Below are 19,638 nucleotides of genomic sequence, written 5' to 3' on the forward strand. Positions count from 1 at the left end.
TGCGGATGTCAGGCTGGCGGCATGACCAACCACGACGTCCGACACGTCACGGACTCGCGCGTCCTCGCGGCGCTCGCCCACCCGCTGCGCCGCCGCCTCATGGACGTGCTCAAGGTGTACGGCCCGTCCACCGTGGGCCAGCTCGCCGAGCGGACCGGCCAGGCCCCGGCCAACGTCAGCCACCACCTCAAGATGCTGGCCGCCGCCGACCTGGTGACCGAGGCGCCGGAACTGGCCCGGGACCGCCGGGAGCGGTGGTGGCGGCTGCGCGACCGGGGGGTGCGCTGGTCCACCGCCGACTTCGACGCCGACCCCGCCGCCCGTGCGGTCGCCGACGCGGCCAGCTCGCTCAACCTGGACCGGCACGTCGCCCTGGTCCGCGCCTGGCACGCCGCCGGCGACGACGCCCATGCGGCCTGGGGCGAGGGGCCGTTCAGCACCGACAAGTGGCTGCACCTCACCCCCGAGGAGCTGGCACAGCTCGGGCGCGAGGTCATCGACCTCTTCGCCCGCTGGGCCGACCGGGCGGTCCCCGACGACGGGCGACGACGCGAGCCGGTGTTCCTGTTCGCCCACGGCGTTCCGGCCCAGCCGTGACCACCCTGGTCGGTACGCCCGCCCCGGCGCGGCGTCGCAGCCTGCTCCGGCACCGCGACTTCCGGCTGCTCTGGGCCGGACAGACGGTCAGCGCCGTCGGCAGCAACGTGACCGCCGTGGCGCTGCCCCTGGTCGCGGTGGCCGTGCTCGACGCGGCCACCTTCCAGGTGGCGGTGCTCACCGCCGCGGCCTGGCTGCCGTGGCTGCTGGTCGGCCTGCCCGCCGGGGCCTGGGTCGACCGGGTCCGCCGCCGCCCCGTCATGATCGTCTGCGATCTGGTCTGCGCGGCGCTGTTCCTCAGCGTCCCGGCCGCCGCCCTGTTCGACCTGCTCACCGTCGGCCAGTTGCTGGTCGTCGCGCTCGGGGCGGGGCTGGCCCGGGTCTTCTTCGAGACCGCCGACCAGGTCTACCTGCCGGTCCTGCTGCGGCCCGACGAGGTCGCGGAGGGGAACGCGAAGCTGCACGCCACGCGGACCGCCAGCTATCTCGTCGGCCCCGGGCTGGCCGGCCTGATCGCCCAGCTCGCCGGCGCGGTCACCGCGGTGCTGCTGGACGCGTTGAGCTTCCTGGTCTCCGCGCTGTGCCTCGGGCGCATCCGGGCGGCCGAGCCCCGGCCGGGGCGGCCCGACGGGCCCACCTCACTGCGCCGTGAGGTCGCCGACGGGCTGCGGTTCGTGGTCCGGGACCCGTACCTGCGGGTGTTGACGGTGTTCGGGGCGGCCAACAACATCGGGCTCACCGGCTACCAGGCCGTCCTGGTGGTCTTTCTGGTCCGCTCGGCGGAGCTGCCGGCCGGCCTGGTCGGCCTGCTGATCGGCCTGGCCAGTGCGGGCGGGCTGGTCGGCGCCGCCCTGGCCACCGTCCTGGCCCGCCGGCTCGGCTCCGCCCGTGCCCTGCTGCTCGCCGCGCTGCTCGCCGGGCCGCCCGCCCTGCTCATCCCGCTCGCCGGCCCAGGCCCGCGGGTGGCCTGGCTGGTGTGCGGCGGGGTCCTGGTCAGCCTCGGGGTCACGGTGGGCAACGTGGTCAAGGGCAGCTTCCGGCAGACGTACACGCCGCACCGGCTGCTCGGACGGGTGACGGTCAGCATGCAGCTGCTGAACTACGGCACCATCCCGCTCGCCGCCGTCCTGGCCGGGGCGCTGGGTGCCGCGTGGGGGCCGGCCGCGGCGATCCGGCTGATGACCGCCTGGCTGGCGCTGACCCCACTGATCCTGCTGGTCGGGCCGCTGCGGCGGCGGCGTGACCTGCCGGCCGCGCCGGCCTGAGGATGCGCTGCGACGGCGGTCGGGAATCCGACCGCCGTCGCCGGCACGGAGCTAGATCGGGCGGACGTTGTCCGCCTGCGGGCCCTTCTGCCCCTGGGTCACCTCGAACTCGACCTTCTGGCCCTCGTTCAACTCGCGGTAGCCGCTGGTCTGGATGGCCGAGTAGTGGACGAACACGTCCGGACCCCCGCCGTCCTGCTCGATGAAGCCGAAGCCCTTTTCCGAGTTGAACCACTTGACCGTGCCGGTTGCCATGCGTCTCTCCCTGTTCAAAGCGGGTGAGCACCGGCCACGGCCGATGATCGCCCTGTACTTTCCCGACAGTAACCGGCCGGACCGGGATCCGCTGGCGGAAGTGCCGGCGTGGCCCGCGAATACCCACTGAGCGGGAAACGGCCCCGGGCCGGACGGCATCGGGGCATGCTTGCGCCGGTGAGGGGACACACGGCGCTGGCCGACCTGGAACAGGAGATCACCGCCCCCGGAGACGGGCCGGACCGGCTCCGGCTGGTCGCCACGCCGTTCGTGCCGGAGGTACGGCTGCACCTGGCCGAGGACGCGATCCTCTGGTGGGCCCGGATGGAGGCGGCGGCCGGCCGGTCCCTGCCGCCGCCGTACTGGGCCTCGGTCTGGGCCGGCGGGCAGGCGCTCGCCCGGCACCTGCTCGACCACCCCGAGCTGGCCGCCGGCCGGCGGGTGCTCGACCTGGCCAGCGGGTCCGGGCTGGTGGCCATCGCCGCCGCGCTCGCCGGGGCCCACCAGGTGGCCGCCAACGACGTCGACCCGTACGCGGTCGCCGCCGTCACGGTCAACGCGCGGGCCAACCGGGTGGCCGTGGCCGCCACCGGCGGCGACCTGCTGGACGGCACCGTCAGCGCCGACCTGCTGGTGGCCGGGGACGTGCTCTACGACGCCGAACTGGCCGGACGGGTGCTGCCGTTCCTGCAACGGGCCGCCGAGCAGGGCGTCGAGGTGCTGGTCGGTGACCCGGACCGGGGTCACCTGCCGCCCGACCGGCTGGAGGTGGTGGCCAGCTACCCGGTGCCCACCACCGAGCCCTCGGTCGACTCCCCGGTGCGCCGCGTCCACGTGCTGCGCCCCCGCTGAGCGGACCAGCGGCCCAGGGGCGACCCCTAGACGCGATCAGGGTCGGATAGGGGATCGCGCCCGATGCGTCGGGCGGGCCGGCGGCCGTAGCGTACGCATCATGACGGATCTGCTGGCTCAGGTCGGCGACCTGCCCACCGCGTGCCTCATGGCCGCGCTCGGCGTGGTCATGCTCGCCGACGCCGTACCCCTGCTCGGGGTGCTGGTGCCCGGCGACGCCGCGGTGCTCGCGGCGGTCGGGACGGGCCGGCCGGCGACCGGGGTCGCCACCGTGGCGGTCGTGGTGGCCGGCTGCCTCGCCGGTTGGTCGCTGAGCTTCCTGGCCGGACGGCGCTGGGGCGCGGCGCTACGGGGGAGCCGGCTGGGCGGGTGGATCGGCGAGTCGCGGTGGGCGGCGGCGGAGGCGGTGCTGCGCCGAGGCGGCGGGCGGATGGTGCTGGTCGCGCCCTTCCTGCCGGTGCTCAACGCGCTGCTGCCGCTGGCCGCGGGCGGGCTGCGGATGTCGTACCGGAGGTTCGTCACCGCGGCGGCGGTCGGGGCGACCCTCTGGGCCGGCCTCTACGTGGCTCTCGGCACCGCGGCCCGGGCGGTGGCCGCGCTGCTGCCCGGCGCGCCCAGCCCGGCGCTGGTCACCATGGCGGTCGGGCTGCTGCTGGCCGGGCCGGTGGTGGTCGGCACGCGGCGCCGGCTGCGTGCGCTGGTCGCACCCGGGTCCGCCGCCTGAGTCCGTCGCCGGCCACGGCGGGGTACGCGCCCGGCGAGCCGGGAGGTCACCAGCCGCGGGCCCGCCACTGCGGCAGCGCGGGACGCTCGGCGCCCAGGGTGCTGTCCTTGCCGTGCCCCGGGTAGAACCACGTCTCGTCGGGCAGCCGGTCGAAGAGTTTCTGCTCGACGTCGTCGATGAGCTGCGCGAACCGCTCCGGGTCCTGGTGGGTGTTGCCGACCCCGCCGGGGAAGAGCGAGTCGCCGGTGAACAGGTGCGGGACGCCGGCCGGGTCGCGGTAGAGCAGCGCGACGGAGCCCGGGGTGTGTCCCCTGAGGTGGATCACCTCCAGGGCGCAGTCCCCGACCGCGACGGTGTCGCCGTCGTGCAGCGGCTCGGCGTCGATCGGCAGCCCCTCGGCGTCGTCGGCGTGCACCAGCGGGCGGGCGCCGGTCTTGGCGACCACCTCCTCCAGGGCCACCCAGTGGTCCATGTGCTGGTGGGTGGTGACCACCGCGGTCAGCCCGTCCTCGCCGATCAGGTCGAGCAGCCGGGGGGCCTCGTTCGCCGCGTCGATCAGCACCTGCTCGCCGGTCTCCCGGCAGCGCAGCAGGTAGGCGTTGTTGTCCATCGGCCCCACCGACACCTTGGTGATGGAGAGCCGGTCGAGCTCGCGGACGTCCGGCGCGCCGCCGGGCGTGACGTCTCCGGTGTAGGTCATGACGACTTCTATATCCATTCCGGTGGGATCGGCAGGGGACCGTCGGGGGTGACCGTGAGCACCTCGCCCGCGCTGCGGCCGATCAGCCAGGCGGCGAGTTCCGGCGCGGGGCCGGTGACCGCGGGCGCCCCCTCGGGGTCGCCGATGCCCAGCTCGTGGCAGCCGCTGCCGGCGAAGCGCAGGACCATCGGCGGCGCGGCGGGGCGCTCGGCCAGGTCGGCGGCGACCTCGTGCAGCAGCCGGTGGCTGAACGCCTCCGGCCAGTCCGCCGGCCGGTAACCGGCGGCCAGGTCGACGTGGTGGACCTCGACCTCCCGCAGCCGGCCCCAGACCAGCAGGGCGGCCACCCGGGGACCGCGCGGGGTCTCCACGGTCGCGGTCCACGCCTCGGTCGGCATGGCGGCGACCGCCGCGGCGAACCGGTCCGCGGACCGGAGCAGGTCGTCGAAGAGGTCGGCCGGCGACCGGGCCGCCCCGGCCTCGATGTCGGCGGCCCGGGCCTGCGGGCTGGCGTACATCGGGGTGGGCTGCCCGGTGCGGGCGGCGGTGAGCAGGTTGACGAAGCCGTCGGCGTTGCGGGCCAGGTGGGTGAGCACGTGCCCGCGGGTCCACCGTGGCAGCAGGGACGGGGCGGCCACGTCCGCGGCGTCGAAGGCGGCCACGGTACGCAGGAGTCGGGCCGTGGCGTCCTCGACCTCGCCGGTCAGCAACAGCGGATCGCTGGTCACGAACCGACCCTAGCGGTACGGCGGCGCCGCGTCGCCGGGGAAATCGCTTTCGGTGCGTCGGCGTGCCCCTTACCGTCGGCGTCGAACGCGGCACCGGGAGTCGGAGTGGAGGTGGTGAGCATGCCGGTCGTAGCACCCGTGTTCCGCCAGAAACCCCCTCGACACCGATGAGGACACCATGACCATGGACCTGACCGCCCTCGGCTGGGACGCCGACTGGGCGGCACACGTACGACGTCGCACCGATCACCGACCGGGCCGGGTGGCCCGCGTCGACCGCGGGATCTGCACGGTGCTCCGCCCCGAGGGCCCGGTCCGGGCCAGCCTCGGTGGCGGGGTGCTGGCCGCCGCCGCCCGCGACCTGACCGCACTGCCCTGCGCCGGCGACTGGGTGCTGCTGGCCACCTGGCCGGACGGGCCGGTGACCGTCGAGTCGGTGCTGCCCCGCCGCACCGCGCTGATCCGCCGTACCGCCGGCAAGGACGCCAGCGGCCAGGTGCTCGCCGCCAACCTCGACACCGCCGCGGTGGTGGAACCGGTCCACCCGGCGCCGGACGCGGCCCGGATCGAGCGGCTGGTCTCGCTGGCCCACGAGTCCGGCGCCGAGCCGCTGATCGTGCTCACCAAGGCGGATCTGGCCGCCGACCCCGGGGCGGTGGCCCGGCAGCTCGCCGCGCTCGCCCCCGGGGTGCCGGTGCTGCCGGTCAGCGCCGAACGGGGGACCGGACTGGAGCCGCTGCGCCGGCACGTCGCCCCCGGGCGCACCCTCGGGCTGCTCGGGCCCTCCGGCGCGGGCAAGTCGAGCCTGGTCAACGCGCTCGCCGGGGCGGAGGTGATGCGTACCCAGGCGATCCGGCGGGTGGACGGCAAGGGCCGGCACACCACCACCTGGCGGTCGCTGGTGCCGCTGCCGGGCGGTGGCGCGGTGCTGGACACCCCGGGCGTACGGGCGGTCGGCCTGCTGGACGGCGCGGCCGGCCTGGATCGGGCCTTCGCCGACATCGCCGCGCTCGCCACCGGCTGCCGGTACGCCGACTGCGCGCACGACGCCGAGCCCGCCTGCGCGGTGCGCGAGGCGCTGGAGAGCGGCGAGCTGCCGGCCCGGCGCTGGGAGAGCTGGCGTCGGCTGCAGCGGGAGGTGGCGTACGAGAGCCGCCGGCGGGAGTCCCGGCTGGCCGCCCAGCGGCGGGGGAGCTGGCGGCGTGAGCGGACGAACCGTTCGGCTCCGTAGCGGGGCGCCTCGCGCCGCCGGGGAGTGGAGCGAGTCGGCGGCGGACTGCGCGTCCGACGCCGGCGCCGGACCCCGGGGGATGCTGACCGCGCCGGTGCGAGCCGGTCGGGCGGGGCGTCTTGCGCTCCGCCCGACCGTGCTGAGCTGGGGGAATGTGCGCGCGAAGAAGTTTGTCGTACCTCGGGGCTAGAGTTGCCCAGGCGTCTTCTCTGCGCCTCGACAACCCTCGAAAACCGCTCAGACCACGCTCCGAGCGGACAGATCCGCCGCACATTCTTCTTCCGGGAGCACAGGCACGTGGCCGACCGACTGATCATCCGTGGCGCGCGCGAGCACAACCTGCGTGACGTCAGTCTCGACCTGCCCCGGGACGCCCTGATCGTCTTCACCGGGCTCTCCGGGTCGGGCAAGTCGAGCCTGGCGTTCGACACCATCTTCGCCGAGGGCCAGCGGCGCTACGTGGAGTCGCTGTCGTCGTACGCCCGGCAGTTCCTCGGCCAGATGGACAAGCCCGACGTCGACTTCATCGAGGGCCTCAGCCCGGCCGTCTCCATCGACCAGAAGTCCACCTCGCGCAACCCGCGCTCCACCGTCGGCACCATCACCGAGGTCTACGACTACCTCCGCCTGCTCTTCGCCCGCATCGGCGAGCCGCACTGCCCGATCTGCGGTGAGCGGATCTCCAAGCAGAGCCCGCAGCAGATCGTCGACCGGGTCCTCGCCATGGCCGAGGGCACCCGGTTCATGGTGCTCGCCCCGGTCGTCCGTGGCCGCAAGGGCGAGTACGTCGACCTCTTCGCGGAGCTCCAGGCGAAGGGCTACGCCCGGGCCCGGGTCGACGGCGTGGTGCACCCGCTCACCGAGCCGCCGAAGCTCAAGAAGCAGGAGAAGCACACCATCGAGGTGGTCATCGACCGGCTCAGCGTCAAGCCCAGCGCCAAGCAGCGGCTGACCGACTCGGTCGAGGCGGCGCTCGGCCTCTCCGGCGGCATCGTGCTGCTCGAATTCGTCGACCTGCCGGAGGACGACCCGGGCCGGGAGCGCCGCTACTCCGAGCACCTGGCCTGCCCCAACGACCACCCGCTCGCGATCGAGGACCTGGAGCCCCGGGTCTTCTCCTTCAACGCCCCGTACGGCGCCTGCCCCGAGTGCACCGGCCTGGGCACCAAGAAGGAGGTCGACCCCGAGCTGGTGATCCCGGACCCGGAGCGCACCCTGCGCGAGGGCGCCATCCAGCCCTGGGCGACGGGGCACAACCTGGAATACTTCCTGCGCCTGCTGGAGGCCCTCGGCGAGGCCGAGCACTTCGACGTGGACACCCCGTGGCGCAAGCTGCCGTCCCGGGCGCAGAAGACGATCCTGCACGGCTCCGACGACCAGGTGCACGTCCGCTACCGCAACAAGTACGGCCGCGAGCGCTCGTACTACACCGGCTTCGAGGGCGTGGTGCAGTGGATCGAGCGCCGCCACACCGACACCGAGTCGGAGTGGTCGCGGGACAAGTACGAGGGCTACATGCGGGACGTGCCCTGCGCGGCCTGCGGCGGCGCCCGGCTCAAGCCCGAGGTGCTCGCGGTCACCCTGGCCGGCAAGAGCATCGCCGAGGTCTGCAACCTCTCCGTCGGCGAGGCCGCCGACCTGCTCGCCGGCATCGAGTTGACCGACCGGCAGAAGATGATCGCCGAGCGGGTGCTCAAGGAGATCAACGCCCGGCTGAAGTTCCTGCTCGACGTCGGGCTGGACTACCTCTCCCTGGACCGCCCGGCGGGCACCCTCTCCGGCGGCGAGGCGCAGCGCATCCGGCTCGCCACCCAGATCGGCTCCGGCCTGGTGGGCGTGCTGTACGTGCTCGACGAGCCGTCCATCGGGCTGCACCAGCGGGACAACCACCGGCTGATCGAGACGCTGCTGCGGCTGCGCGGGCTGGGCAACACCCTGATCGTGGTCGAGCACGACGAGGACACCATCCGGGTCGCCGACTGGATCGTCGACATCGGCCCGGGCGCGGGCGAGCACGGCGGCCGGATCGTGCACAGCGGCTCGGTGCCGGCCCTGCTGGAGAACGAGGACTCGGTCACCGGGGCGTACCTGTCGGGGCGCAAGGTCATCCCGACGCCGGCCGGCCGGCGCCCGCAGACCCCGGGCCGCGAGCTGGTGGTGCACGGGGCGCGCGAGCACAACCTGCGCAACCTCACCGTGAGCTTCCCGCTCGGCCAGCTCATCGCGGTCACCGGCGTCAGCGGCTCCGGCAAGTCGACGCTGGTCAACGACATCCTGTACACGGTGCTGGCCAACCAGATCAACGGCGCGCGGCTGGTGCCGGGGCGGCACACCCGGATCAGCGGGCTGGAGCACGTCGACAAGGTCGTCGGCGTCGACCAGTCGCCGATCGGGCGTACCCCGCGGTCGAACCCGGCCACCTACACCGGGGTGTGGGACCACATCCGCAAGCTCTTCGCCGAGACCACCGAGGCCAAGGTCCGGGGGTACGGCCCCGGCCGGTTCTCGTTCAACGTCAAGGGCGGGCGCTGCGAGGCGTGCTCCGGTGACGGCACGATCAAGATCGAGATGAACTTCCTCCCGGACGTCTACGTCCCCTGCGAGGTGTGCAAGGGCGCCCGGTACAACCGGGAGACCCTGGAGGTGCACTACAAGGGCCGGACGGTCGCCGAGGTGCTGGACATGCCGATCGAGGAGGCGGCCGAGTTCTTCTCCGCCATCCCGGCCATCCACCGCCACCTCAAGACGCTGGTCGACGTGGGCCTCGGGTACGTCCGGCTGGGCCAGCCCGCCCCGACGCTCTCCGGCGGTGAGGCGCAGCGCGTCAAGCTCGCCTCGGAGCTGCAGAAGCGTTCCACCGGGCGGACCGTCTACGTGCTCGACGAGCCCACCACCGGCCTGCACTTCGAGGACATCCGCAAGCTGTTGATGGTGCTGGAGGGCCTGGTCGACAAGGGCAACACCGTGATCACCATCGAGCACAACCTCGACGTGATCAAGACGGCCGACTGGATCATCGACATGGGCCCGGAGGGTGGCCACCGGGGCGGCACGGTCCTCGCGACCGGCACGCCGGAGGAGGTCGCCGAGGTGCCGGAGAGCCACACCGGCCAGTTCCTGCGCCCGATGCTCAAGCTCGACGGCGCGGCGAAGGGGGCCGCCGCGGCCACCTCCCGGGCCGCGAAGGCCAACGGCGCCACCCGGTCACGGAGCAGCCGCAAGGTTCCCGCCGGGGCGCGCTGAGCCAGGCGTACGACGGGCGGGCCGGGTGACCGGCCCGCCCGTTTTTCCTGTCCATTTCGTGACGCGTCAGTATGAACCGTGCGGCACAGTCGTGCGTGTCGACAGGTATGGCCGCGGATCATGACAGGCGGCGGCAGCCGAGAGAAAGGCCGGAGCATGAGTGATGACCAGGAGCTGACCGGGCCGGGTACGCAGACACGCCGGGCTCTGCTCGCGGGCGCCGGCGCGGTCGGCGCGGCGGTGGTGCTGGCCGCCTGCGGCAGCGACGACGACCAGGGCACGGGCAACTCCACGCCCACCAGCGGCGGCCCCGGCGCGACCGGCGCCGGCGACGCCGAGGGCGGCAACCGGGACAGCACCGGTCCACTCGCCCGGACCACCGACATCCCGGTCGGCGGCGGCGCGGTGTTCGCCAGCAAGGGCGTCGTGATCACCCAGCCGGAAACGGGGCAGTTCAAGGGCTTCGACCCGATCTGCACCCACCAGGGCTGCCCGGTGTCGAACGTCGACGGCGGCACGATCAACTGCACCTGCCACGGCAGCCGGTTCTCGATCACCGACGGCTCCGTCAAGCAGGGCCCCGCCACCCGGCCCCTGGCCCCGAAGAACCTCAAGGTCACCGGGGAGCAGATCACCCTGGCCTGACCGGCACGCCGCGCGCCCCCGCCCGGGCGGCGGTGGGGGACGCGCGCGGCGGCGGCCGGGTGTCGGGGGTGCGGACTAGGCTTGCGGGCGTGGCTGACCCCTCGACCTACCGTCCCGCGCCCGGCACCATCCCGGAGTCGCCAGGGGTCTACCGCTTCCGCGACGGCACCGGCCGGGTGATCTACGTCGGCAAGGCGCGTAACCTCCGCAGCCGGCTCAACTCCTACTTCGCCGACCCGGTCAACCTGCACCAGCGGACCCGGCAGATGGTCTTCACCGCCGAGTCGGTGGACTGGATCACCGTCGCCACCGAGGTCGAGGCGCTCCAGCAGGAATACACCTGGATCAAGCAGTACGACCCGAAGTTCAACGTCCGCTACCGGGACGACAAGTCGTACCCGTACCTGGCGGTCACCCTCGACGAGGAGTACCCGCGGCTCCAGGTGATGCGGGGCGCCAAGCGCAAGGGGGTGCGCTACTTCGGGCCGTACTCCCACGCCTGGGCGATCCGCGAGACGCTGGACCTGCTGCTGCGGGTCTTCCCGGCGCGGACCTGCTCCTCCGGGGTGTTCAAGCGGGCCGGCCAGGTCGGCCGGCCGTGCCTGCTGGGCTACATCGGCAAGTGCTCCGCGCCCTGCGTCGGCAGCGTCACCGCCGAACGGCACCGGGAGATCGTCAACGGCTTCTGCGAGTTCATGGCCGGCCGCACCGACACCATGGTCCGCAAGCTCGAACGGGAGATGCTGGAGGCCAGCGAGCAGCTCGAATTCGAGCGGGCCGCCCGGCTGCGCGACGACGTGGCGGCGCTGCGGCGGGCCATGGAGAAGCAGACGGTGGTGCTCGGCGACGGCACCGACGCCGACGTGGTGGCCTTCGCCGACGACCCCCTCGAGGCCGCCGTCCAGGTCTTCCACGTCCGCGACGGGCGGGTCCGCGGCCAGCGCGGCTGGGTGGTGGAGAAGACGGAGGACGTCACCATGGGCGACCTGGTGCACCACTTCTGCACCCAGGTCTACGGCGGCGAACAGGGCGAGGCCGACGTGCCCCGCGAGCTGCTCGTCCCCGAACTGCCCAGCGACGTGGACGCGCTCGCCGACTGGCTCTCCACCCGCCGGGGCAGCCGGGTGTCGCTGCGGGTGCCGCAGCGCGGCGACAAGCGGTCGCTGCTGGAGACGGTGGAGCGCAACGCCAAGGACGCGCTCGCCCGGCACAAGCTCAAGCGCGCAGGTGACCTGACCACCCGCAGCAAGGCCCTCGACGAGATCGCCGAGGCGCTCGGCATGCGGACGTCCCCGCTGCGGATCGAGTGCTTCGACGTCTCCCAGATCCAGGGCACCGACGTCGTGGCCAGCATGGTCGTCTTCGAGGACGGGCTGCCCCGCAAGAGCGAGTACCGGCGGTTCATCGTCCGGGGCGCCACCGACGACCTCTCCGCCATGTCCGAGGTGCTGCGCCGGCGCTTCGCCCGCTACCTCGACACCCGTGCCGAGACCGGGGAGATCGGCGAGGAGACCGCCGGCGACCCGGACCGGCCCGGCATCGACCCCACCACCGGGCGGCCGCGCAAGTTCGCGTACCCGCCGCAGCTCGTCGTCGTCGACGGCGGCGCCCCGCAGGTGGCGGCGGCCGCGCAGGCCCTCGCCGAGCTGGGCATCGACGACGTGGCGCTCTGCGGCCTGGCCAAGCGGCTGGAGGAGGTCTGGCTGCCCGACGACGAGTTCCCGGTCATCCTGCCGCGCACCTCCGAGGCGCTCTACCTGCTGCAACGCGTACGCGACGAGGCGCACCGGTTCGCCATCACGTTCCACCGGCAGCGGCGCTCGAAGCGGATGACCGAGTCGGCGCTCGACAACGTCCCCGGCCTCGGGGAGGTACGCCGTAAGGCGCTGCTGCGGCACTTCGGCTCCCTCAAGCGGCTCTCCGCCGCCACGGTCGAGGAGATCACCGAGGTGCCCGGCGTGGGTCGGCGTACCGCCGAGGCGATCCTGGCCGCCCTCGACGAGAACGCCAAGCCCACCCCCACCCCCTGACCTTCCGCCTGTCGGGTGCCCCACCGGCGCAGCTGGCGGCCGGCCGTGGCGTTCTCGGGCGAATGCCCGGATGCGGGGGGGGTAGGCCGTGGAGCTGAGGTGGCGGGCCGCCTCCGGCTGCCGCAGGGCAGGCATGGCCGCCCCGACTGCGGCCGTGACGGCGGCGGGGTCTCCGACGACGCCGCGGTGAATCACACCCGGGCAGGATCCGCACCATATCGGCGAAGTTGCTGCCTGCCCGCGCCTGCAAGCAGCATCTCCGGCGACCTTGCGGGGATCTTGGGTCGCGATTCGGGCGGACGACCGGTGGCGGGTGGTGTTCTGGGGCGAATGTCCGGGCACGGGGTCGGCCCGAGGTGGTCGGTGGAACGCTATGCATGTCTCCGGGGCTGGGTGACGTCCATGGCGTTCCACCGACCACGTCGAGATCCGCCGGGCGGGGAGGTCAGGGCCTGTGGATGCGCAGGGGCCGCCGCATTCGCCTCACCCAGGCATTTCTCTGTCCCGCCCCGCCCTGCTGCCGGCGGCCCGCCCCATCCCCACCCAATCCACCCGAAGCACCACCCGCCGACACCCACCAGCGCTGCCGCCCCGTGGCCGCGGCCACGAACCGCGACTCCGGACATATCACCCAGCGGGCACCTCAGGCGGACCTTGGGCGCCCATCGCGCGCGGGCGAGCCGCCGCGATCTTGGACAGTTGCCGTTCGTGGCGAGCGGTAACTGTCCAAGATCGGGAGGCGTGCCAGTCGTGCAGCGCCCCGGACGGCCTCGCGATCCGGAGGGACGTGGGTGGAATGTCCGGATCTGTTGCGTCGGATGTCCGGTCGCTATCCGTCCGTGCCGTGGTTGGGGGCCACCCGGGGGCGGACGATGGCTGGTCAGGTCGCGGGGGCGAATTCGGGTCCACCGCGCCGGTTGGCTGGGTGGTTTGTGGTGGGGTGTCCGGTGGTCGGGGCCACCGTGGGGGCGGAATGATGGCCGGGTCGGGGTCGTTGAACATGGCAGACCGCGCGGCAACCCGGGCCCTTCGGGGCTGGCGGACCGGCGGTCGGAATGACCGGCCACCGGCCGTCGTTACATCCCCGGGCCCGCAACACCCTGGCCCCGGAGCCGGTGAGGTCGAGGGAATCACTCCCCGCCCCCGGTCGTTACATACCCCGGACCACCGAGCGAACCCCCATCGCCGGCCGGTCCCCGGGTCGAGTCGGTGGAATGATCCCCGACCCCCGGTCGTTACACCCCCGGGCCACCCGAGCAGGTCACCCCCTTTGATCGCCGGGCACCCATCGAAGACTTCTTCCAGCGGTACCCGCACGCACCCCCCCTGTCGCGTGTGCCGCCAACCCCCGAACGGAAGGTTGATCACATCATGCGTACCAACACCATGCTGCGTAAGACCGTCCTGACCGCTGCCGGCGTCGCCGCCACCGCTGGTGGGATCGCCGGCCCCGCGATCGCCGCGCACGCCGCCGAGGCCAAGCCCACCGCCCAGGTGCAGACCGACCGCAAGCACGGCGGCGAGCGGGAGCTGAACGTCCGCTACGAGGCGCAGCCGAACTTCTACTACTGCGGCCCGGCCGCGACCCGTAACGCCCTCTCGGTGCAGGGCAAGAACATCGACGTGGACGCCATGGCCAAGCTCATGGGCACCACCGAGGCCGGCACCAACAGCATCAACGACATCACCCCGGTCCTGAACAAGGAGACCGGTAAGAAGGACGCCTACCACTCGGTGGAGATCCGCGACCCCAAGGCCGACGACAAGCAGACCGACAAGCTGCGCGCCGACATCGTCCGCACCGTGGACGACGGCCGGGCCGTGGTCGCCAACATCGCCGGCACCGCCACCGACACCGACGGCAACACCCACTCCTTCGAGGGCGGCCACTACATCAGCGTCGTGGGCTACCGCGACGGCGGCAAGACCGTGACCATCGCGGACTCGGCCGACCCGAACATGGCCTCCTACCGGATGAACGTCGACAACCTCGCCGACTGGATCGCCACCCGCGGCTACTCCGCCTCCTGACGATCCGCACCAACCAGCAAAGGGCCCGACCCCACCACGGGGTCGGGCCCTTTCGGCGTCTCAGGACTCGGCGAGGACGCCGAGGATCGCCTCGCCGTACTTGGCGAGCTTGTTCTCGCCGACGCCGCTGATCCGGGACAGCTCGGCCAGCGAGGCCGGCGCGTCGGTGGCGATCTGCCGCAGCGTGGCGTCGTGGAAGATCACGTACGCCGGGACGCCCTGCTCCTTCGCGGTGGCCGCCCGCCAGGCGCGCAGCCGCTCAAAGACCGGAACCGCGGCCGGGGCGAGGTCGGCGACGACGGTGGCCGCGCCGCGCGGCTTCGCGGCCCGGCCGGACACTGGCTTCTCCGGCTCCCGCCGCATGGTGACCGTACGGCGGCGGCCCAGCACCTCGGCGCTCGCCTCGGTGAGCGCGAGGGTGCCGTAGTCGCCCTCGACGGCGAGCAGACCCTCGGCGAGCAGCTGCCGCACCACGCCCCGCCACTCCGCCTCGCGCAGCTCGGTGCCGATGCCGAAGGTGCTCAGCGAGTCGTGGCCGTACTGGTCGATCTTGTCGGTGTGCTTGCCGAGCAGGATGTCCACGCAGTGCCCGGCCCCGAACCGCTGGTTGCGTTCCCGGTCGAGCCGGTAGACGGTGGAGAGCAGCTTCTGCGCCGCGACCGTGCCGTCCCAGGACTCCGGCGGCTCGAGGCAGGTGTCGCAGTTGCCGCAGCCGCCGGTGCCGGTCTCGCCGAAGTACTCCAGTAGCTGGGCGCGGCGGCAGCGGACCGTCTCGCAGAGCGCCAGCATCGCGTCCAGGTGGGCGGCGAGATTGCGCCGGTGCGCCAGGTCGCCCTCGGACGTCTCGATCATCTTGCGCTGCTGCACCACGTCCTGGAGCCCGTACGCCAGCCAGGCGGTGGACGGCAGCCCGTCCCGCCCGGCGCGGCCGGTCTCCTGGTAGTAGCCCTCCACCGACTTCGGCAGGTCGAGGTGGGCGACGAAGCGGACGTCGGGCTTGTCGATGCCCATGCCGAAGGCGATGGTGGCCACCATGACCAGCCCGTCCTCGCGGAGGAAGCGCTGCTGGTTGGCCGCCCGGGTGGCCGCGTCCAGCCCGGCGTGGTACGGCAGCGCCGGGATGCCGTTGGCCACCAGGAACTCCGCGGTCTTCTCCACCGAGGCGCGGGAGAGGCAGTAGACGATGCCGGCGTCGCCCGGGTGCTCGTCGCGCAGCAGGCCGAGCAGCTGCTTGCGCGGCTCGCGCTTGGGCACGATCCGGTACTGGATGTTGGGCCGGTCGAAGCTGGCCACGAAGTGCCGGGCGTCGGTGAGCTTGAGCCGGGTGGCGATCTCGGTGCGGGTGGCCCGGGTGGCGGTGGCGGTCAGCGCGATGCGCGGCACCCCCGGCCACCGCTCGTGCAGCATCGACAGGTTGAGGTAGTCCGGGCGGAAGTCGTGCCCCCACTGCGACACGCAGTGCGCCTCGTCGATGGCGAACAGCGCGATCCGGCCGCGCTCCAGCAGGCCCAGGGTGGACCGGACCGCGAGCGCCTCCGGGGCGAGGTAGAGCAGGTCCAGCTCGCCGGCGAGGAAGGCCGCCTCCACCCGGCGCCGTTCGGTGAGGTCCTGGGTCGAGTTGAGGAACCCGGCCCGGACGCCGACGGCGGTGAGCGCGTCGACCTGGTCCTGCATCAGGGCGATCAGCGGCGAGACGACCACCGCGACGCCGTCCCGGACCAGCGCCGGGATCTGGTAGCAGAGCGACTTGCCGCCACCGGTCGGCATCAGCACCAGGGCGTCGCCGCCGGCCACCACGTGCTCGACGACCTCCTGCTGGAAGCCGCGGAAGGCGTCGTACCCGAACACCCGGTTGAGCACCCGCAGCGCGTCCTCGGTCCGCTGACCGGTGGGGGAGACCATCCGCGCAGTCTACGAGCGTCCCCCGACACCGTCCGGCCGCGGCGAGCGCGTCGCCGCCCCGACCGCGAGACGTCGAACGAGAATCGCCGACCGGAGGAGCGCGGACCGGGCAGGTCGCCGACCGGGAGAGGCGCGGGCCGGGGGCCACGGCGGCGTGTCGGAAGTACGACCGGGGTCGGGGCACGCACCCCGGCAAATCGGACAAGTGCCTGTTCCGGTCGTCACCCCGTGGAATCCCGGACGGGTGTGCAGCCGTTAGAGTCGCTGACTGACCATGCGCGGCCGACCGGCCGCGGCGCCACAGCTTGGGGGTAGCGGGTGAGCGAGGCGCGGACGGGAGATCTGGTGTCGACCGGTACGGAGACAGCCCTCGGACAACCGGCGCCGGCCGAGGCGGAGACCACCCTGGTGGTGGTGACCGGCCTCTCCGGCGGCGGGCGCAGCACCGTGGCGCGGGCGTTGGAGAACGTCGGCTACTACGTGGTGGACAACCTGCCCCAGGCGCTCCTGCTCGACATGGCCGAGCTGGCCTTCAAGGCCGGCGGCGCGGCCCGGCGTACGGCCATGGTGCTGGACGTCCGCTCCCGCGCCTTCTCCACCGACCTGGCGGGGGCGATCCGGGAGCTGCGGGACCGTGGCTTCCAGCCGCGGGTGGTCTTCGTCGACGCCGACGACGACGTGCTGATCCGCCGGTTCGAGAGCGTCCGCCGGTCCCACCCGTTGCAGGGCGACGGCCGGCTGGCCGACGGCATCGCCGTCGAACGGGCCCTGCTGGAGGAGGCCCGGGACCAGGCCGACGTGATCATCGACACCAGCCACCTCAACGTCAACCAGCTCCGGCGCCGGGTCGAGGAGCTGTTCGGTGGGGAGGACTCCCGCCGGCTGCGGATCACCGTGCTCTCCTTCGGCTTCAAGTACGGCCTCCCGCCGGACGCCGACTTCGTGATGGACGCCCGCTTCCTGCCCAACCCGTACTGGGTGCCGGAGCTGCGGGAGCACACCGGGCGCGAGGAGGCGGTCAGCGCGTACGTGCTGGGCCAGGAGGGCGCGGACGCCTTCGTGGCCGGGTACGCGGACCTGGTCAACGCCACCACCGCCGGCTTCGAGCGGGAGGGGAAGCGGTACCTGACCGTCGCGGTCGGCTGCACCGGCGGCAAGCACCGCAGCGTGGCGATCGCCGAGGAACTGGCCGCCCGGCTCCGCCAGTCCGGCATCGCCGCCAACGCCCAGCACCGGGACCTGGGGCGGGAATGACGCCGATCAGGGTGGTCGCCTTCGGCGGCGGCCACGGGCTCTCCGCGTCGCTGCGGGCGCTGCGGCGCTGCGTACCCGAACTCGACCTGGACATCACCGCGGTGGTCACCGTCGGTGACGACGGCGGCTCCAGCGGTCGGCTGCGGGCCGAGCGCGGCGGGCTGCCCCCGGGCGACCTGCGGCAGGCGCTGGTCGCCCTGGCCGGCGACCACCCGGCCACCCGGCGCAGCGCCGCGCTGTTCCAGCACCGCTTCGCCGCCGCGTCGGACCTGGCCGCCGTGACGGACGCCGCGGGGCGGGCCGGTGCCGGCGGGGCGGCGGCCGATTCGCTCGCCGGGCACGCGGTCGGCAACCTGCTGATCTGCGGGCTGATGGAGCTGCTCGGGGACCCGGTGGCGGCGCTCGACCACGCCGGCGCGATGCTCGGCGCGGTCGGCCGGGTGCTGCCGATGTCCCGCCAGCCGGTCGGCATCGAGGCCCGGGTGCGCGGCGCCGACCCGGCCCGCCCCGACGAGGTACGCACGCTGCGCGGCCAGCACCAGGTGGCGGTCACCTCCGGGCGGGTGGAGTCGCTGCGGCTCACCCCGGCGGCGCCGGCCGCGTGCGCCGAGGCGCTGACCGCGGTACGCGACGCCGACTGGCTGATCTTCGGCCCGGGGAGCTGGTACACCAGCGTGCTGCCGCACCTGCTGGTGCCCGGGCTGGCCGACGCGATCGTCTCCAGCTCGGCGCGGCGGCTGGTGACCCTCAACCTGGTGGCGGAGAAGGAGACCCACGGGCTCTCCCTGGCCGACCATCTGGACACCCTCGGGCGCTATCTGCCCGAGCTGAAGGTGGACATGGTGCTGGCCGACTCCACGGCGGTGGGTGACCCCGAAGCGGTCCGGCGTGCGGCAGAATCGCTGGGTGCCCGGCTGGTCCTCGCTCCCGTCGCCGTCACGGACGGCACACCCCGTCATGATCCGGCCGCCCTGGGCGCCGCGCTGGTGCCTGTCCTGGGCGCCGATCGTTAAGCACGTACGTAATCACCGGCGACACGCCGAAACCGGTCCGTGAGGGGGCGCACTATGGCGATGACGGCTGCGGTCAAGGACGAGCTGAGTCGGGTCGACGTGCCCAAGCCCTGCTGCCGGCGGGCGGAGATGGCGGCCCTGCTGCGCTTCGCGGGCGGCCTGCACATCGTCTCGGGCCGCGTGGTGGTCGAGGCGGAGCTGGACACCGGCGCGGTCGCCCGGCGGCTCCGCCGGGAGATCGCCGAGGTCTACGGCTACCCGAGCGAGATCCACGTGCTCGCCTCCGGCGGGCTGCGCAAGGGCAGCCACTTCATCGTGCGGGTGGTGAAGGACGGCGAGGCCCTGGCCCGGCAGACCGGCCTGCTGGACGTCCGGGGCCGCCCGGTGCGGGGCCTGCCGCCGCACGTGGTGGCCGCCAACGTCTGCTGCGCGGTCTCCGCCTGGCGCGGCGCGTTCATGGCGCACGGCTCGCTCACCGAGCCTGGCCGCTCCAGCGCCCTGGAGATCACCTGCCCCGGCCCGGAGTCGGCCCTCGCCCTGGTCGGCGCGGCCCGCCGGATCGGCATCACCGCCAAGAACCGCGAGGTGCGCGGGGTCGACCGGGTGGTGGTCAAGGACGGCGACGCGATCGCCGCGCTGCTCACCCGGATCGGCGCCCACTCCAGCGTGCTGGCCTGGGAGGAGCGGCGGGTCCGCCGGGAGGTCCGGGCGACCGCCAACCGGCTGGCCAACTTCGACGACGCCAACCTGCGCCGTTCGGCCCGCGCCGCGGTTGCCGCCGCCGCCCGGGTCACCCGGGCGCTGGAGATCCTCGCCGACGACGCCCCCCACCACCTCACCTCGGCCGGCCGACTGCGGCTGGAGCACCGGCAGGCCTCGCTGGAGGAGCTGGGCGCGCTGGCCGACCCGCCGCTGACCAAGGACGCCATCGCCGGCCGGATCCGCCGGCTGCTCGCGCTGGCCGACAAGCGAGCCCGGGACCTGGGCATCCCGGATACGGAAGCGGCCGTCACGCCCGACATGCTCGTGGTCTGATAGGACGGTGCGGCGTTCGCGGGCGGGCGGGATCTCCACCCGCCGCAGCGCGGCGGCGCGCGCTCGGATAAGGTCGCTGCGTACGGCAAGGGGGCCGGCACAGGCACTCCTCGTCGTGCTCACCGCCTCGGGC

The 19,638-nt window shown here is 73.6% G+C and carries 16 protein-coding genes; 12 read left to right on the forward strand and 4 right to left on the reverse strand.

What is annotated here, in order from left to right; all coding sequences use genetic code 11:
• Positions 1–21 precede the first annotated feature (21 nt).
• Positions 22–597 (forward strand): ArsR/SmtB family transcription factor, encoded by a 576-nt coding sequence (locus ACGFI9_RS18115; RefSeq protein WP_393179128.1) that lies wholly within the window; start codon positions 22–24, stop codon positions 595–597.
• Positions 594–1,862: an MFS transporter gene (locus tag ACGFI9_RS18120; protein WP_393179129.1), complete on the forward strand. Its 1,269-nt coding sequence runs from the start codon at positions 594–596 to the stop codon at positions 1,860–1,862. The genes ACGFI9_RS18115 and ACGFI9_RS18120 overlap by 4 nt, the downstream gene beginning before the upstream one ends.
• Before the next feature lie 51 nt (positions 1,863–1,913).
• Here the strand turns inward: ACGFI9_RS18120 and ACGFI9_RS18125 are convergent, their stop codons facing one another.
• The gene (locus tag ACGFI9_RS18125) at positions 1,914–2,117 is read right to left on the reverse strand and encodes a cold-shock protein (protein WP_393179130.1); all 204 of its coding nucleotides are present in this window, start codon (positions 2,115–2,117) and stop codon (positions 1,914–1,916) included.
• A gap of 165 nt (positions 2,118–2,282) precedes the next feature.
• Here ACGFI9_RS18125 and ACGFI9_RS18130 point away from each other — a divergent pair, with 165 nt between their 5' ends.
• Complete coding sequence (locus ACGFI9_RS18130; protein ID WP_393179131.1) at positions 2,283–2,969, forward strand: class I SAM-dependent methyltransferase; 687 nt, start codon at positions 2,283–2,285, stop codon at positions 2,967–2,969.
• A 100-nt stretch (positions 2,970–3,069) separates the two neighbouring features.
• Complete coding sequence (locus ACGFI9_RS18135; protein ID WP_393179132.1) at positions 3,070–3,693, forward strand: DedA family protein; 624 nt, start codon at positions 3,070–3,072, stop codon at positions 3,691–3,693.
• Between the two features lie 46 nt (positions 3,694–3,739).
• Here ACGFI9_RS18135 and ACGFI9_RS18140 read toward each other — a convergent pair whose 3' ends face one another.
• Positions 3,740–4,393, reverse strand: coding sequence for an MBL fold metallo-hydrolase (locus ACGFI9_RS18140; RefSeq protein WP_393179133.1), 654 nt, complete (start codon positions 4,391–4,393; stop codon positions 3,740–3,742).
• A gap of 8 nt (positions 4,394–4,401) precedes the next feature.
• On the reverse strand, positions 4,402–5,121 hold the full coding sequence (locus ACGFI9_RS18145) for a maleylpyruvate isomerase family mycothiol-dependent enzyme (protein WP_393179134.1): 720 nt from the start codon (positions 5,119–5,121) through the stop codon (positions 4,402–4,404).
• 178 nt (positions 5,122–5,299) lie between these two features.
• On the opposite strand from ACGFI9_RS18145, the gene rsgA reads away from it, so the two are divergent.
• From rsgA to ACGFI9_RS18170, 5 genes are all read left to right on the forward strand, one after another.
• Positions 5,300–6,352: a ribosome small subunit-dependent GTPase A gene (gene rsgA, locus ACGFI9_RS18150; protein ID WP_393179135.1), complete on the forward strand. Its 1,053-nt coding sequence runs from the start codon at positions 5,300–5,302 to the stop codon at positions 6,350–6,352.
• 297 nt (positions 6,353–6,649) lie between these two features.
• Positions 6,650–9,595, forward strand: coding sequence for an excinuclease ABC subunit UvrA (uvrA, locus tag ACGFI9_RS18155; RefSeq protein ID WP_393179136.1), 2,946 nt, complete (start codon positions 6,650–6,652; stop codon positions 9,593–9,595).
• 156 nt (positions 9,596–9,751) lie between these two features.
• Positions 9,752–10,240 (forward strand): Rieske (2Fe-2S) protein, encoded by a 489-nt coding sequence (locus ACGFI9_RS18160; protein WP_393179137.1) that lies wholly within the window; start codon positions 9,752–9,754, stop codon positions 10,238–10,240.
• Positions 10,241–10,329: 89 nt separating this feature from the next.
• On the forward strand, positions 10,330–12,270 hold the full coding sequence (gene uvrC / locus ACGFI9_RS18165; RefSeq protein ID WP_393179138.1) for an excinuclease ABC subunit UvrC: 1,941 nt from the start codon (positions 10,330–10,332) through the stop codon (positions 12,268–12,270).
• 1,371 nt (positions 12,271–13,641) lie between these two features.
• Positions 13,642–14,301, forward strand: a complete 660-nt coding sequence (locus ACGFI9_RS18170) for a C39 family peptidase (RefSeq protein ID WP_393179139.1) — start codon at positions 13,642–13,644, stop codon at positions 14,299–14,301.
• A 60-nt stretch (positions 14,302–14,361) separates the two neighbouring features.
• Here the strand turns inward: ACGFI9_RS18170 and recQ are convergent, their stop codons facing one another.
• The gene (recQ, locus tag ACGFI9_RS18175; RefSeq protein ID WP_393179140.1) at positions 14,362–16,203 is read right to left on the reverse strand and encodes a DNA helicase RecQ; all 1,842 of its coding nucleotides are present in this window, start codon (positions 16,201–16,203) and stop codon (positions 14,362–14,364) included.
• 345 nt (positions 16,204–16,548) lie between these two features.
• On the opposite strand from recQ, the gene rapZ reads away from it, so the two are divergent.
• Genes rapZ through whiA form a run of 3 tightly spaced genes read left to right on the forward strand, consistent with a single transcriptional unit; the run spans position 16,549 to position 19,505 of the window.
• Positions 16,549–17,457 (forward strand): RNase adapter RapZ, encoded by a 909-nt coding sequence (gene rapZ / locus ACGFI9_RS18180; protein WP_393179141.1) that lies wholly within the window; start codon positions 16,549–16,551, stop codon positions 17,455–17,457.
• Entirely contained in the window at positions 17,454–18,470 is a 1,017-nt protein-coding gene (locus tag ACGFI9_RS18185) for a 2-phospho-L-lactate transferase CofD family protein (protein ID WP_393179142.1), read from the forward strand. The genes rapZ and ACGFI9_RS18185 overlap by 4 nt, the downstream gene beginning before the upstream one ends.
• A 54-nt stretch (positions 18,471–18,524) precedes the next feature.
• On the forward strand, positions 18,525–19,505 hold the full coding sequence (whiA, locus tag ACGFI9_RS18190; protein WP_088992890.1) for a DNA-binding protein WhiA: 981 nt from the start codon (positions 18,525–18,527) through the stop codon (positions 19,503–19,505).
• The last annotated feature ends 133 nt before the right edge of the window (positions 19,506–19,638 follow it).

The sequence above is a fragment of the Micromonospora sp. NPDC048930 genome (assembly GCF_043197935.1).
GTDB lineage: Bacteria > Actinomycetota > Actinomycetes > Mycobacteriales > Micromonosporaceae > Micromonospora.